The sequence below is a fragment of the Duganella flavida genome (genome assembly GCF_009857445.1).
GTDB classification, from domain to species: domain Bacteria; phylum Pseudomonadota; class Gammaproteobacteria; order Burkholderiales; family Burkholderiaceae_D; genus Rugamonas; species Rugamonas flavida.
The window spans coordinates 223078-237852 of record NZ_WWCN01000011.1 but is presented as its reverse complement, the minus strand read 5'-3'; the positions used below and the strand labels follow the sequence as shown (position 1 = coordinate 237852).

Annotated in this window: 13 protein-coding genes and 1 pseudogene; 11 read left to right on the top strand and 3 right to left on the bottom strand. The window is 60.1% G+C overall.

Going from position 1 to position 14775, the window contains the following annotated elements:
• Positions 1-140: 140 nt before the first annotated feature.
• The 7 genes and pseudogenes from istA to dbpA form a co-directional block, all read left to right on the top strand.
• Positions 141-530, top strand: a pseudogene (istA, locus tag GTP46_RS18440) (IS21 family transposase); the annotation flags it as partial.
• A gap of 26 nt (positions 531-556) precedes the next feature.
• The gene (locus GTP46_RS18435; protein ID WP_161008080.1) at positions 557-1240 is read left to right on the top strand and encodes a type II toxin-antitoxin system RnlA family toxin; all 684 of its coding nucleotides are present in this window, start codon (positions 557-559) and stop codon (positions 1238-1240) included.
• Entirely contained in the window at positions 1237-1620 is a 384-nt protein-coding gene (locus tag GTP46_RS18430) for a type II toxin-antitoxin system RnlB family antitoxin (RefSeq protein WP_161008079.1), read from the top strand. The genes GTP46_RS18435 and GTP46_RS18430 overlap by 4 nt, the downstream gene beginning before the upstream one ends.
• A 1055-nt stretch (positions 1621-2675) precedes the next feature.
• On the top strand, positions 2676-3800 hold the full coding sequence (locus GTP46_RS18425; protein WP_161008078.1) for a sensor histidine kinase: 1125 nt from the start codon (positions 2676-2678) through the stop codon (positions 3798-3800).
• Positions 3801-3877: 77 nt separating this feature from the next.
• Positions 3878-5539: an acid phosphatase gene (locus GTP46_RS18420; protein ID WP_161008077.1), complete on the top strand. Its 1662-nt coding sequence runs from the start codon at positions 3878-3880 to the stop codon at positions 5537-5539.
• An 82-nt stretch (positions 5540-5621) separates the two neighbouring features.
• Positions 5622-5846 (top strand): hypothetical protein, encoded by a 225-nt coding sequence (locus GTP46_RS18415; protein ID WP_161008076.1) that lies wholly within the window; start codon positions 5622-5624, stop codon positions 5844-5846.
• A gap of 111 nt (positions 5847-5957) precedes the next feature.
• A complete protein-coding gene (dbpA, locus tag GTP46_RS18410) occupies positions 5958-7367 on the top strand; it encodes an ATP-dependent RNA helicase DbpA (RefSeq protein WP_161008075.1) in 1410 nt (469 codons plus the stop codon).
• A gap of 6 nt (positions 7368-7373) precedes the next feature.
• On the opposite strand, the gene GTP46_RS18405 is transcribed toward dbpA, so the two are convergent.
• Positions 7374-8525, bottom strand: a complete 1152-nt coding sequence (locus GTP46_RS18405; protein WP_202414338.1) for an MFS transporter — start codon at positions 8523-8525, stop codon at positions 7374-7376.
• A gap of 109 nt (positions 8526-8634) precedes the next feature.
• Here GTP46_RS18405 and GTP46_RS18400 point away from each other — a divergent pair, with 109 nt between their 5' ends.
• Entirely contained in the window at positions 8635-9444 is an 810-nt protein-coding gene (locus GTP46_RS18400) for an AraC family transcriptional regulator (protein WP_161008073.1), read from the top strand.
• Here the strand turns inward: GTP46_RS18400 and GTP46_RS18395 are convergent.
• Together GTP46_RS18395 and GTP46_RS18390 are read right to left on the bottom strand one after the other, a co-directional pair.
• On the bottom strand, positions 9425-10912 hold the full coding sequence (locus GTP46_RS18395) for a HAMP domain-containing sensor histidine kinase (RefSeq protein WP_161008072.1): 1488 nt from the start codon (positions 10910-10912) through the stop codon (positions 9425-9427). The two genes, GTP46_RS18400 and GTP46_RS18395, sit on opposite strands and share 20 nt — an antisense overlap.
• Positions 10909-11616 carry a response regulator transcription factor gene (locus GTP46_RS18390; protein WP_161008071.1) on the bottom strand — a complete coding sequence of 236 codons (708 nt, stop codon included), beginning with the start codon at positions 11614-11616 and terminating at the stop codon, positions 10909-10911. Before GTP46_RS18390 ends, GTP46_RS18395 begins: the two co-directional genes overlap by 4 nt.
• A gap of 123 nt (positions 11617-11739) precedes the next feature.
• On the opposite strand from GTP46_RS18390, the gene msrB reads away from it, so the two are divergent.
• Genes msrB through msrA form a run of 3 tightly spaced genes read left to right on the top strand, consistent with a single transcriptional unit; the run spans position 11740 to position 14743 of the window.
• The gene (gene msrB / locus GTP46_RS18385) at positions 11740-12225 is read left to right on the top strand and encodes a peptide-methionine (R)-S-oxide reductase MsrB (RefSeq protein WP_161008070.1); all 486 of its coding nucleotides are present in this window, start codon (positions 11740-11742) and stop codon (positions 12223-12225) included.
• 15 nt (positions 12226-12240) lie between these two features.
• Positions 12241-14043 carry a redoxin family protein gene (locus tag GTP46_RS18380; protein WP_161008069.1) on the top strand — a complete coding sequence of 601 codons (1803 nt, stop codon included), beginning with the start codon at positions 12241-12243 and terminating at the stop codon, positions 14041-14043.
• 13 nt (positions 14044-14056) lie between these two features.
• Positions 14057-14743: a peptide-methionine (S)-S-oxide reductase MsrA gene (gene msrA / locus GTP46_RS18375; RefSeq protein ID WP_161008068.1), complete on the top strand. Its 687-nt coding sequence runs from the start codon at positions 14057-14059 to the stop codon at positions 14741-14743.
• The last annotated feature ends 32 nt before the right edge of the window (positions 14744-14775 follow it).

Sequence of the window (14775 nt, the reverse complement as noted above, 5' to 3'; positions counted from 1 at the left end):
ACAGTTGTTGGAATGAAGATCAATGCCACAAAATAACATGACGTCCTCCTCGATAAAGTTCGGATTCGTACCGTGACTTTATTCCTCGGCTCGGCCGAAGGGAGGACGGCTAGATGATTATCAATTCTGCGAGCAAACGAACATACGTGCCTCTGAGTTTCGCTCCTGGCGAGGCCTTTCAGTTCGATTGGAGCGAGGATTGGGCCGTGATTGCCGGCGAGCGAACCAAGCTCCAGATCGCTCAGTTCAAGCTGAGCCATAGCCGGGCGTTTTTCTTAAAAGCATATCTGCTGCAAACCCACGAGATGCTGTTTGATGCTCACGAGCATGCATTCTTGGCTTTCGGTGGCGTGCCACGGAGGGGCATCTACGACAACATGAAAACGGCCGTGGACAAAGTGAAGCTTGGCAAAGAGCGTGACGTCAATGCCCGGTTCTCAGCCATGGTCAGCCATTACTTGTTCGATGCCGAGTTCTGCAATCCCGCGTCAGGCTGGGAGAAGGGGCAGATCGAAAAGAACGTGAGGGACATCTTAGCGATGATTGGCAATTCCAAGTGACGCAAGAGCAACTGGAGCATGGCGTTCGCTTTAGAGTTAAAAAAGCTCATGGTGACGAGGTAGTCATTCACCGTTACAACACCGGACGTTTTTTGATGCAGGGCAAAGCACGTGAAGTCTATGGCATAGTGTCGGCAGTGTTGTGTGAACTTGTCCCTGATAAGCAGGCAATCGTCCAGGCTCAACTGGTAGCGTTTGACCTTCCGCAAGTGAAGGCAAAAGATTTGCTAGAAGAGCTCAAGCAATGGACACCTAGTGCCGTAGAAATACTGGGGGACGCCGGTGCCGCAATCATCGCACCATCGCTCGCCTTGATGAAATTGAACGTTGAGCTGACCGATTATTCGGCGTTCGCCTACCCAGCTCTCAAAGGCTTGGAAGCCTACATGAAAGCACTCATGGCTGAGCATGACATGCCTATCCAAAACGTTGTTGGCTTTGGTAGTAGTTTCAATGGTCCTAAGCTGAAAAGTGGCGTTTGTGCGAAAATCAACTGCCAGCACACTGTTGCCGCTGTGGAAAAGTCATATGACTTATATAATAAACATCGGCACAGCCTATTCCACGCCGATGCAAACATTGAACTATCGCGAATTATTGAACAAAAACAAGAAGCTGTCAGTATCGTGCATGATGTTTTGAGGACAATCGAGCAGACCGCATCTCAGATCCCAAAATGAAACGACTCAGCAAACATTTCGAAGTCTTAGCAGCACCTGAAGGGCAAGCAGTTATTTGCTTCTCGTTGGATAGTGCTCGCCCAGACTCCTACATGGCTGAGTTAGAAAAAGCCCTTCTTTCGAGAGGGTATGAAGGTGACGTTTTGCTTGACCTTCTGATTAGCAATGGCGAGTCATCTCGTCGCTTCCTACGTTTAAAATTTGATGGTCATCAGCTTCATTGGTTGAAAGCCAAGCCAGCTTCCATTGCGACACTGAGCAGTGCTGTCCTCGAGTTTTGCCAACGCTTCTACGCCACTCATCCTGCCGCACTTAAAAACAGCGTGCTCTCCCCAGCCGCTCAGCACCGCATCAAATCTAACGCACACGCACTCGCCTAGTAGGCGTCAACTGTGCATCTATGCAGCCTCTGCGGTTGAAACCGTTGGCCCAGAGCAGTCAGTTAACCGCTTGCCTAACGGGTAAGCGCCTGCTGGTTCTTGACCTCCACTGCAAATCCGTCGACTCAAACGGACGGGCGAGAATACACATCGTTACTGATGCCGGTTTACTCGACCTTATGAACTAAGCTACCTTAGCAAAAAAAGAGGCCGGCGAGAGCCGGCCTTATTGTTTCACGAGCATTGTCTTTGTAGTGGTGAACTGAGTTAACAACGCAACTGTTAACCTTGGCGTGCCAGGTGTATGACTGCTTCCTCTATTTTCATACTTACTTGTATTTAGATACCTCGTTGAACCTACCGCCCACCCTATTGACAAAAACAGATCTAAAAGCTATAAGGAAGAAGAAGCAGGAGAGCTGCGAACTCCCCCGCTTCACTACCTCAACTTGTTACCAAGCTGGAGTAGTCAGGATGAGAACCCAGAAAATTGCCCAAAGCATTGCTTGGACGCATCCCCACAATCGTTTCACCCAGGGCTTGGATAGGAATTTCCCCATATCCGCTCCTTTTCTTCCTGGTGCGGCTCTGAGCAGTGAACTGCTCAGAGCTTGTTCCTCGCAAGGCACAGGAGGTGCCAAGCACTGGCACCGAAAAAGATTGTATATGAGAAAAGAGTCACCATTTGGGTAGACTCTTTTTTTTTGCAAAAAAATAATTATTACGACTGAGAACGCTCTCTTCTAAACGCTAAAGTGATACACTTCATGGCACGTCCTCTTGAACCCCGCACCCGTAAGCTCAAAGTTGCGTTTCGCCTTTAGGTTCAGCGGTTCTGCCAGATTCAAAGTGGCTCAGGGCACCTCTCCTGTCCCCGCAACCAGAATACGCTAAGCCGTTGATTTCGATAAGGAATCAACGGCTTTTTGCTATTGCTGGTGCGATGGTCGGCAATTCTGTATCATGGCCCGACATATCCGCTTGGTGGCCCTAATCCTCGTCCGCTAGCTCACTCTCTAAAATGAATCAGCACACCTCTGCGAGGAAGGCCAAGCATGCTGTCGTCAGATCAAAAATTGAATCACAAGGGCCTGTCGGCTACCTCGATACAAGTGGCGGCCATGCGCGACGCCGTCTTCGCCGCCTGGGAGCGCGACGTGCGCGCGCAGATCGACGGCGCCAAGCACATCCTGCATCCGACGCTGCTCAATACCCTGCCGATCTTTTACGACAATATTGCCGAGGCGCTTACGCCGAATTATCCGCGCGATGAGGCCACCAGCAGCAATAACGTCGCCGCTACGCATGGCGACGAGCGCGCCCGCATGACGGCCTATGAGCCCGAACAGATCGTCCACGAATACCAACTGTTCCGCGATGCGTTTTCGCGCATCGCCGACGAACAGGGCGTCACGCTGAGCCGCGCCGAATGGGGCATCGTCAACAGCTCGATCGACAGCGCGGTGCGCGAATCGATCCGCCAGTTCACGGCCATGCACGACTCGTTCCGCAACAAGTTGGCCGCCTCGCTGTCGCACGACATGCGCAATCCGCTGTCGGTGGTGGTCAGTTCCGCGCACCTGCTCACCATCGGCGCCAGCGCCGACCGCACGCCGGCCATCGCCAAGCGCATCCTGGACAACAGCCAGCGCCTGGGCCGCATGATCGAGGAGCTGCTGGACGCGCTGAGCCTCGGGCGCGGCGAAAAGCTGCCGCTGCAGCTGTCGAAGTTCGATGCGCTGGAACTGGCCGCCAACGTGTGCGAAAACACCAGCGTCAGCGACACCTCCACTTGCTCGGTCATTGGCCGTCCGGTGGTCGGCTACTGGTGCGAAAACTCCCTGCGCCGCGCGCTGGAAAACCTGGTCGTCAACGCCATCAAGTACGGCGACGGCAAGGGCGTGCAAATCAAGATCGGCGAAACGCACGGCCGCATGCTGATGTCGGTCCATAATACCGGCAATCCCATCAGCCCGGAACACTACGGCCAGATCTTCGAATACCTGTGGCGCGACGGCAGCGCCAAGGACAAGCGCGGCTGGGGCCTCGGCCTGCCCTTCGTGAAAAGCGTGGCCGAAAGCCACGGCGGCAGCGTCACCGTCGACAGCTCCATCGAAACCGGCACCACCATCATGATAGACATCCCGGTCGACTGCCGCCCGTTTGTCGATCAGCCCTGAGCGTATCAATCTAGTGCCATACCAAATTCGTCACAAAGCTGTCACAATTGCCCTTTTAGGTTAGCCCGGAGGCGCGCGTGAAGGATCAAGTACCAGCAGCAGAACAACAAGAACAGGACGCTCCGGCCAATCCCTCCCGCCGCCGTATTTTCCAGGCCGCCGGCGCTGCCGGCTTGGCGACTACCCTGCCCGTGCTGACCGAAGCTGCGCCTGTAAAAGCCGGCGCCAAGGGCTCGCTCGACGATAAGCTCAAGGCCAATATCAAGAACGTGGTAGTGATCTACCTCGAAAACCGCAGCTTCAATAACCTGTTTGCCAATTTCCCCGGCACCGCCAATCCGCTATCGGCCGCGCCGGCCGCCGCTTGCGCGCAGCGCGACCGTGATGGCTCGGTACTGCCAACGCTGCCGAAAATCTGGGGCGGCATGGTGCCGAACACGCAAGACATCGGCGGTAAAAAGTACGCCGTCAAGGAAGACGACATCAAAGGCCTGCCGAACGGCCCATTCAAACTGGTCGACACCGAAGGCAAGCCGCTGCCGGAAGCTGTCATCACGCGCGACCTGTGGCACCTGTTCTATCAGAACCAGATGCAGATCAACGGCGGCAAGAACGACGGCTTCGCTGCATGGGGCAACACCGGCGGCATGGTGATGGGCTATTACAGCGAGACCAATAAAAACCTCGGCCTGTGGAAGATCGCCGAACAGTACACGCTATGCGATAACTTCTTCATGGCGGCTTTCGGCGGTTCCTACCTGAACCACCAGTTCCTGATTAGCGGCCGCGTGCCGGAATACTTCGACGCCAAGGACACTGCGGCCAAGAAGAAAATCGCCGTGCTGGATGACGGCCCGACCGGCTACCGCCTGTCCACCGCGCCGGAATCGCCGGCGTCCGCGCTGGACGGTCATCCGCACTTCGTCAACAACGGCGCCATCACGCCGGACGGTTACGCGGTCAACACCATGGCTCCGCCCTACCAGCCAAGCTACATCCGCGCGGCCTACGATGGCGATCCGCTGCACGCCGATCCAAAAGACGCCAACACCCTGCCACCGCAAACATACGACACCATCGGCGACCTGCTGTCGCGCAAAGGCGTGAGCTGGGCGTGGTACGGCGGTGCGTGGCAGGCGGCGCTGGATGCGCGCGGCGGCGGCGAGAAGCCGAACTTCCAGTACCACCACCAGCCGTTCAACTACTTCCAGCAGTTCGCGCCGGGCACCAAGGCGCGCGAAGAACACCTGCGCGACGGCGGCTTGGGCGACAGCCCGATCTCCAACAAATTCATCGCCGACGCGGTGGCCGGCAAGCTGCCGGCAGTGACCTTCTACAAGCCGCAGGGGAACCTCAACCTGCACGCCGGCTACTCGGACATCGAATCGGGCGATGCCCACATTGCCAACGTAATCGAGCACTTGAAGAAATCCCCGCAGTTCAAGAACATGCTGGTGGTGATTACTTTCGACGAAAATGGCGGCTGGTGGGACAACGTGGCGCCGCCGAAAGGCGACCGCTGGGGCCCAGGCTCGCGCATCCCGGCCATCATCATTTCGCCGCATGCGAAAAAAGGCCATGTGGACCACAGCTTCTACGACACCACCTCGATTATGCGCTTCATCACCCGCCTGCACAGCCTGCCGCTGCTGGAAGGCCTGAAGACCCGTAACGAAGCCTTCGCGGCCCGCCACGCCACGCCGCCGGGCGACCTGACGGGGGCCCTGAGCTTCCGCTGATATTGCGCTTTGTGTTACACTGCGCGCAATTCTGTAAGTTCACGAAGCCCGACTAATCCAGCCGGGCTTTTGTTTTTTCCCGATGAGAGATAAAAAAGATAACGCTACGTTCGACTTGCCGGGCTTTGCACCTGCCGCGCCGCTCGAACCGGAAGCAAAGCGTCCGCCGCCGCCACGCGCCCGCCGTTCCGCGCTCAAGCAAGAGCAACTGGAACTGCTGGAGCCGACCGATAACAGCGGTCTGCCGATCTGGGTACGCGACGATAATCTCGATTTGACCGGTTTGCCGGTATGGAAGCGGGATTGAACCGGTACAGCACCGGTACAACATCCGCACACCTCTCAACCACTTCCCGCACAGTGACGGCTACACGCCTGTTAGACTGTGTCCACGTCCTTTTTTAACAGGTCCGCCGCCATGACATCCACCGCCTTTTCCAGCCTGCCGCTGAATCCCGCTTTCATCGAAAACCTCGACTCGCTCGGCTACAAGGAGATGACCACGATCCAGGCGCAAAGCCTGCCGTCGGTACTGGAAGGCCGCGACCTGATCGCCCAGGCCAAGACCGGCAGCGGCAAGACCGCCGCTTTCGGTATCGGCATCCTGCACAAGCTGAATCCTGCGTGGTTCGCGGTGCAAGCGCTGGTGCTGTGCCCGACCCGCGAACTGGCCGACCAGGTAGCAGGTGAACTGCGCCGCCTGGCCCGTTCCACCGGCAACGTCAAGGTGCTGGTGCTGACCGGCGGCTCGCCGATGCGCCCGCAAATCGCCTCGCTGGAACACGGCGCCCACATCATCGTCGGCACGCCGGGCCGCGTGCGCGATCACCTGGGCCGCAACACGCTGGACCTGTCGAAAGTCAGCACGCTGGTGCTGGACGAAGCGGACCGCATGACCGACATGGGCTTTTACGACGAAATCGCCGGCATTGTCAGCGCCTGCCCGAAACGCCGTCAAACCCTGCTGTTCTCGGCCACCTACCCGGACGACATCCGCCGCGCCACCGACGACTTCCTGGTCGATCCGGTCGAAGTGACGGTGGAAGCGCAGCACGACAACAGCCAGATCGAACAGCTGTTCTTCGAGATCGGTTTTGACAATCGCAATGAAGCGGTAGCGCGCCTGCTGGGTCACTACAAACCGGTATCGGCTATCGCCTTCTGCAACACCAAAGTGCAGTGCCGTGAGCTGGTCGAATCGCTGCAAGAGAAAGGCTTCTCCGCGTTGACGCTGTACGGTGAGCTGGAACAGCGCGAGCGCGATGAAATCCTGATCCTGTTTGCCAACCGCAGCTGCTCGGTACTGGTGGCAACCGACGTCGCCGCGCGCGGCCTCGATATTCCGAACCTGGAAGCAGTGATCAACGTCGACGTCTCCAAGGACACCGAGGTGCACATTCACCGCGTCGGCCGGACCGGCCGTGGCGGCGAACAAGGCCTGGCCCTGTCGCTGTGCGCGCCGAATGAGAAGAAGTGGGTCAAGCTGATCGAGGAATATCAGGGCCAGCCGGTTGACTGGTTCGATCTCGCTAGCCTCGACGACAACGAATACGGCGTCGATCCAGCACCGATGATGACGCTGGTGATCTCCGGCGGTAAAAAGGATAAGCTGCGTCCGGGCGACGTGCTAGGTGCACTGACCGGCGACGCTGGTCTGGCCAAGGAACAAGTGGGCAAAATCAACGTCACCGAGTTCCAGACCTACGTGGCCCTTGACCGCCGCGTGGCTTATGACGCCTACGCGCGCCTGAACAAAGGCAACCCGCTGGGCGGCGACTTCGGCGCCATCAAAGGCCGCAACTTCAAGATGCGCTTTATCGGCGAGTAATCACCATCAATGGCGCTGCTGCTCGATGTGCGGCAGCAGCACCGTCAAGATACCCAGCAGCGGCAAGTAGGAACACAGCTTGTAGACATAAGCGATGCCGCTGACATCAGCGATATGGCCCATCGCTGCGGCACCGATGCCGCTCACGCCAAACATCAAGCCGAAGAAGATCCCGGCGATCATACCGACCTTGCCTGGCACCAGCTCCTGCGCAAACACCACGATGGCGGAGAATGCGGACGAAATCACAAAGCCGATCACCACGGTCAGCACCGCAGTCCAGAACAAATCCACATACGGCAACGCCAGCGTGAACGGCGCCGCGCCCAGAATCGAAATCCAGATCACGCGCTTGCGGCCTATGCGGTCGCCTATCGGGCCGCCCATGAAGGTACCCGCAGCAACAGCCGCCAGGAACAGGAACAAGTACATCTGCGCCGACGACACCGACACGCCGAATTTATCGATCAGGTAGAAGGTATAGTAACTGGTCAGGCTGGACATGTAGATGTACTTGGAGAAGACCAGCAGCGCCAGCACCGTCAGCGCGCCATAAACCTGGCCTTTAGGTAAAGACGAAACGGCTTGCGGGGCGGCTTTACGGGGCTGCGCGAGGTGATGGCTGTGCCAGCGGCTCACAAACACCAGCACCGCAATCGCCGCCGCAACCAGCAGCGCGAACCACGCAATATTCCCTTGGCCACGGCCGATGATGACGGCCGCCGCCAGCACCGGGCCGAGCGCCGAACCGGCGTTACCGCCCACCTGGAACAGCGACTGCGCAAAACCGAAACGGCCGCCGGATGCGGCACGCGCCACGCGCGAGGCCTCCGGGTGGAAGGTCGAGGAACCAACGCCGATCAACGCCGCCGACAACAGCAGCGACGGGAAGGTCGATGCAAAGGACATCATCAACACGCCGATCAGCGTGGCCACCATCCCCATCGGCAGCAGGAAGGGCATCGGGCGGCGGTCGGTGTAGAGGCCAATCCACGGCTGCAGCAGAGAGGCGGTGCACTGGAAGGTCAGCGTAATCAGGCCGACCTGCGTGAAGCTCAGGCGAAATTCTGCCTTCAACATCGGGTAGATCGAAGGCAGCATGGCCTGCGTAAGGTCGTTCAGCAAATGCACCAGCGCGACGGCGCCGAGGATCTGCATGACGGTTTCGCCGTGAGGACGGCTGATGGTAGTGGCAGTAGTATTCATGCGGCCCAGTGTAATATAGTGAATAAACCCTGATATTCCAACTTTCGTCGAATAAGTGACAATGGCCCACACTCCCCGCAGCAGCGATCACCGCGACTACCAGCGCGTGCCGCGCGTCGTCACGGCAATGGCGCGCGATGAGGCGCATGGTGCCTCGGTCGCGCCGCACCACCACGAACGCGCGCAGCTGCTGTATGCCACCGAAGGCCTGATGCGGGTGCAGACCGACGCCGGCGTGTGGATACTGCCGCCGCGCCGCGCACTGTGGATACCGCCCGGCGTGGTGCATCACTGGTCGTCACTGAGCAAGGTGACCATGCGGACCATCTACGTGGAGGCCAATGCAGCCAAGGCTTACGGCGATAACTGCCGCGTGATCGAAGTCAGTCCCCTGCTGCGCGAGCTGATACTGGCGCTGCTGGATGAACCGATCGAATATCCGCTCCCCGGACGCGGCGAGCATCTGGCGATGCTGATTCTCTCCGAACTGGCGGCAGCGGAGACGGTGCCGATTGCGATCCCATGGCCGCGCGATCGGCGGCTGGTGGCGGTGTGCACGGCCATCATGGCCGATCCAGGCAGCAGCCGGAATATCGAGCAGTGGGCCGATGAAGTAGGCGCCAGCGCGCGCACGCTGATCCGGCTATTCCCCAAGGAGACCGGCCTGCATTACCGCCAATGGGTGCAGCAGGTGCATCTGGCCGAAGCTTTCGGCCGGCTGGCGCAAGGCCACAGCGTGGGTGCGATTGCAGCAGCGCTGGGCTATGCGAGTCCGAGTGCGTTCAGCGCCATGTTCCGCCGCATCCTCGGCAAAACGCCGCAGCACTACCTGACCGAGTGGCGTTCGCCGCTTACGCTGCATCCAGCGTAAAACGGAACACGGCGCCCAGCCCTTCCTCGCTGACCAGTTCTATCTTGCTGCGATGGAGTTGCAGGATACGGTTGACCGTCAACAGTCCCAAACCGCCGACGCGATATTCGCCTTGCAGCGCAACCGGGCGGCGGAACAGGCTTTCGCGCATGGCGGTGGGCACACCCGGTCCAGTGTCCTCGACCGTCACTTCCACCTTGCCGCCCTGCGCCTGCGTGACCGTGATTTCCACCTCGCCGCCGGACGGCGTATGGCGGATCGCGTTGTCGAACAAATTGGTCAGCACGCGTTCAATCATGCCGAGGTCCGCGCGCACCATCGGCGCGGGATGCGGCAGCGTCGCCATCAGGCGCACATGGCGCTCTTGTGCCGCTAGTTCGAATTTCTGGAACACGTCCTGTATCAAATCAGATAGCGAAAACGGCTCCAGTTCCGGCGTCACCGAGCCGTGCTCCAAGCGCGCCAGTTCAAACAAAGCCTGTGCCAGCCGCCCCACCTTCTGGCTTTGTGCCAGTGCGATGCCGAGGTAGCGTTGGCGGTCGGCCGCATTCAGCGTTTCATCTTTCAGCGACAGCGTTTCGAGATAGCCGTGCAAAGAACCCAGCGGCGTGCGCAGGTCGTGCGAGATATTGGCCACCACTTCGCGCCGGTCGTGGTCCAGCTGGCGCATGGTCTGCCATTGCTCGTTGATGCGCGCCCCCATGTCGGCAAAGGACTGCTCCAGAATCGCGATTTCGTCGCGCGGCCCGCCGCGCTGCGGTTCGGGCAGCACCAGCTGGTCGGCCTTGGTGTCCAGCTGCTGCATGGTAGTGGTCAGCCGGCGCAAAGGCCGCGTGATCAGACGGAAGGCGATCAGGCCAGCCACCAGCACCAGCGCCGCCACCACCGCCATCGACCACAAGGTCGTTCGCAGCACCGAACTGGCCGTCGCGCGTGCCGCCAGCCGGTCGTGTTCTTCGCTTTGCAGGATTACGTAGATGTAGCCGATTTTCTGTTCGCCCGAGCGCAGGAAAGCGGCGCTGAAGACCTTGCGCCCACGCTCGCTACGCGGATCATCACCCTGTATCGGCAAGGCCTCCTTGTTCAGCAGGCGCTGGATAGGCGCGAGGTTGACATGGTCGCGCTTCAGGTGACCTGCCGGCGCGGCGTGGCCGACGATGCGGCCGTCGTTATCGAGCAAATACACTTCCACGCTGGGATTCACGGTCATCAGTTTGCCGAACAGGCGGCGTACGGCGGCCGGGCCAAGGCCTTCGCTGGCCGGGCCTTGTGCGCCCCCCTCCTCGTCGGCCTGCATCAGTTGTGCATCGAGCGCGATGCTGCGCGCCAGTCCTAGCGACAGGCCTTGCACCACTTCCTTCTCGTGCATGATGTTGGCGCGGATCTGCAGCCATGCGGATGCGCCGCAGCACACCAGCAGCAGCAGGCAAAACGCCAGCGATAGACGCTGCGAGAGAGTCAGGTTCATGCGCTGCCCGCGTAGCGATAGCCCTTGCCCCATACAGTGAGGATGCGCGTCGGGTCGGCCGGATCGGCTTCTATCTTGGCGCGCAGGCGATTGATGTGGGTGTTGACCGTGTGTTCGTAGCCGTCGTGCTGGTAGCCCCACACTTGATTCAGCAGATCGAGCCGCGAGTATACTTTTCCGGGATTCTTGATGAAGTGGTACAGCAGGTCGAATTCGCGCGGCGTCAAATCGAGCGCGCTACCTTGCAAGTGAGCCTGGCGCGTCAGTGGATCGACGCGCACGCCGTTCAGTTCCAGCAGGCCGCCTTCGGCGCGCTGGCTACGCGACATGGCGTCGGCACGGCGCAGCAAGGCTTTCACGCGTGCCACCAGCTCCAGCACCGAGAATGGTTTGGGCAGGTAATCGTCCGCGCCCAGTTCAAGGCCGAGGATGCGGTGCACTTCGCTGGAGCGCGCGCTGGTGATGATGATCGGTGTATAAGTCGTCATGGCGCGCGCCTGGCGGCAAATCTCCAGCCCATCCACGCCGGGCAGCATGATGTCGAGGATCAGCGCATCCCAGCCACCGGTGCGCACTTGCGCCAGGCCTTGCGTGCCGTCGGCACAATGGGTGACTTGATACCCCTCATCCTGGAGGTGCATGCGCAGCAGGTCTGCGATATGAATGTCGTCTTCGACGATGAGTACACGTTTAGCTGGTTCCATGTCCGTCATTGTGCAGGATTCTCACACTGAAAAGTATCACAAATCGTTTAAGTTTTCGTGAGGATCTTGACATCACTCTGGGCGCAGAATGGCTCCATCGTTATTCCACTTACGGAGGACACCATGACTAACAGACGTTCTTTCATCCTGACCAGCGGCGCCGCCCTGTTGGCAGGCATCGCCTACCGCGCCACGCAGGCAGCACCGGCCGCCGTATGGGAAGTCACCCACACCGACGCCGAATGGCGCGCCCTGCTCTCGCCGGCGCAGTACGAGGTGCTGCGCAAGCACGGCACCGAGCGGCCGTTCAGCAGCCCGCTGTACAAAGAGCACCGCGCCGGCAAATTCGTTTGCGCCGGTTGCCAGAATCCGCTGTTCTCGTCGAAGAATAAATTCGACAGCGGCACCGGCTGGCCAAGTTTCTGGAAGCCGCTGGAGCGCGGCGTCAACACCAGCCGCACTACTTCGCTCGGCATGTATGGCGTGGAAGTGGTGTGCCGCCGCTGCGGCAGCCATCTGGGCGACGTGTTCGATGACGGCCCTGAACCGACCGGCCTGCGCTACTGCATCGACGGCGTGGCGCTCAATTTCGCTCCCGGCGAAGCTTAACTGGAGGATCACATCATGTTACTGATACTGCTCTCTTACCTCGCTGGCGCGCTGACGATCCTCAGCCCGTGCATCCTGCCGGTACTGCCGTTTGTGTTTGCCCGCACCGGCCAACCGTTTGTGCGTAGCGGCCTGCCGCTGCTGGCCGGCATGGCCTTGACCTTTGCGCTGGTAGCGACGCTGGCTGCAGTCGGCGGCGGCTGGGTGGTGCAAGCCAACCAGTATGGACGCTGGATTGCGCTGCTGCTGATGGCCTTCTTCGGCTTGACGCTGCTGCTGCCGCACCTGGCGGACCGCTTGACCAAGCCGCTGGTGGCGCTGGGCGATAAACTGTCCAACAAAGCCGCCGACAGCGAGCGCTCCGGCGCCAGCTCGTCCTTCCTGCTTGGCGTGGCGACTGGTTTGCTGTGGGCGCCGTGCGCCGGTCCGGTGCTGGGCCTTGTGCTGACTGGCGCGGCGCTGAACGGCGCCAGCGTCGGCACGACCTTGCTGCTGCTGGCCTATGCGGCTGGTGCGGCGACTTCGCTGGCATTGGCGCTGCTGGTCGGTGGCAAAGTCTTCAGCGTGATGAAGCGTTCGCTGGGCGCTGGCGAATGGGTGCGCCGCGGCCTAGGCGTGGCAATGCTGGCCGGCGTGGCGGCAATTGCGACCGGGCTGGATACCGGCTTGCTGAAAGAGGTGTCGACCGTCGCCACTTCTGGCGTGGAGCAAAAACTGATCGATACGCTGGCCCCGCGCGGCGAGCCGAAAGAGGCACCAGCAGGCGGCGCGATGATGTCCCGGACAGCGATGGCTGGCGGCCCGGCCATGATGGCGCGGCGGGCGATGACCCCTGCAGCCGACACGCTGCCGGTTGAAGGCAAGCTGCCGTCGCTGAACGGCGCGGTCGAGTGGTTGAACACCGCACCACTGACCGCTGAACAGCTGAAAGGCAAAGTGGTGCTGATCGACTTCTGGACCTACTCCTGCATCAACTGCCTGCGCACCCTGCCCTACACCAAGGCCTGGGCCGACAAGTACCGCGACCAAGGGCTAGTGGTGATCGGCGTGCACGCGCCGGAATTCGCCTTCGAGCGTAACGTCAACAACGTGCGTAAGGCCGTGAAAGATCAAGGCATCAACTTCCCGGTGGCGATCGACAACGACTACGCCATCTGGCGCGCCTTCGGCAACCAGTACTGGCCTGCACATTACTTCATCGACGCCAAAGGCCAGATCCGCCACCACCACTTCGGTGAAGGCGACTACGCCGAGTCGGAGCAGGTGATCCAGCAGTTGCTGGAAGAAGCCGGCCGCAAAGACGTCACCAACACCGTGGTCAGCGCCGAAGATGCACAAGGTATCCAGCAGCAGTCAGACATGGGCCAAGTCAGCTCGCCGGAGACTTATCTGGGCTACGACCGCGCCGAAAACTTCGCCTCACCGGAAAAGCAGGCAGCCAACGCCGCCCGTCAATACACGGCGCCTGCCAAACCAGCGCTGAACCAGTGGGGCCTGGCCGGCAACTGGCTGTCGCAGCCGGAGCAAGTGACGCTGAACCAAGCCAATGGCAGCATCGTCTACCGCTTCCATGCGCGTGACTTGCACCTCGTGCTCGGCCCGGGCAAGGACGGAAAACCAGTGCGCTTCCGCGTGACCATCGACGGCGCTGCGCCGGGCAAGGACCACGGCGCGGATGTCGCGGCCAACGGCAGCGGCACCATCGACAGCCAGCGCCTGTACCAGCTGGTGCGCCAATCGGGTCCGGTGGGTGACCACACCTTCAGCATTGAATTCCTCGATTCAGGCGTACAAGCCTACGTCTTCACCTTCGGTTAAAAGGAGCATCAACATGAAAAACATCGTACTCAAACTCGCCGCACCAATCGCACTGCTCAGCGCCCTCACCGCCTGCGCGGCTGAGGAAGCCGTGGTCATCGCACCGCCTGCCGTAGATGAACCGGCCGGCAGCGAACACTCAGCAACCGCCATCTTTGCGGGCGGCTGCTTCTGGGGCGTACAAGGCGTGTTCCAGCACGTGAAGGGCGTAACCAGCGCCGTTTCCGGCTACACCGGCGGCGAAGCCCGCACCGCCAGCTATGAATGGGTAGAACGCGGCGATACCGGTCACGCGGAATCGGTGAAGATCACCTACGATCCAACGCAAATCAGCTACGGCAAGCTGCTCCAGGTATTCTTCTCGGTGGCGCACAATCCGACGCAGCTGAACCGCCAGGGACCGGACAGCGGCACCCAGTACCGCTCGGCCATCTTCCCGCAAACGGCATCGCAGCGCGCGGTGGCAGAAAAGTACATCGCCCAGCTGGACGCTTCGCACGCCTACAAAAAGCCGCTGGTGACAAAGATCGAGATGGACAAGAAATTCTACGCCGCAGAGTCCTACCACCAGAACTACCTCACACTGCATCCAAGCGATCCTTACATCGTCTACAACGACGCGCCCAAGCTGGTTGACCTCAAGCGCATCGCACCGGACCTGTACAGGGCCGACGCTGTATTGGTACACAAAGCCATGTAGTACAATTACAGTAACAATACGGTGGAAGAGAC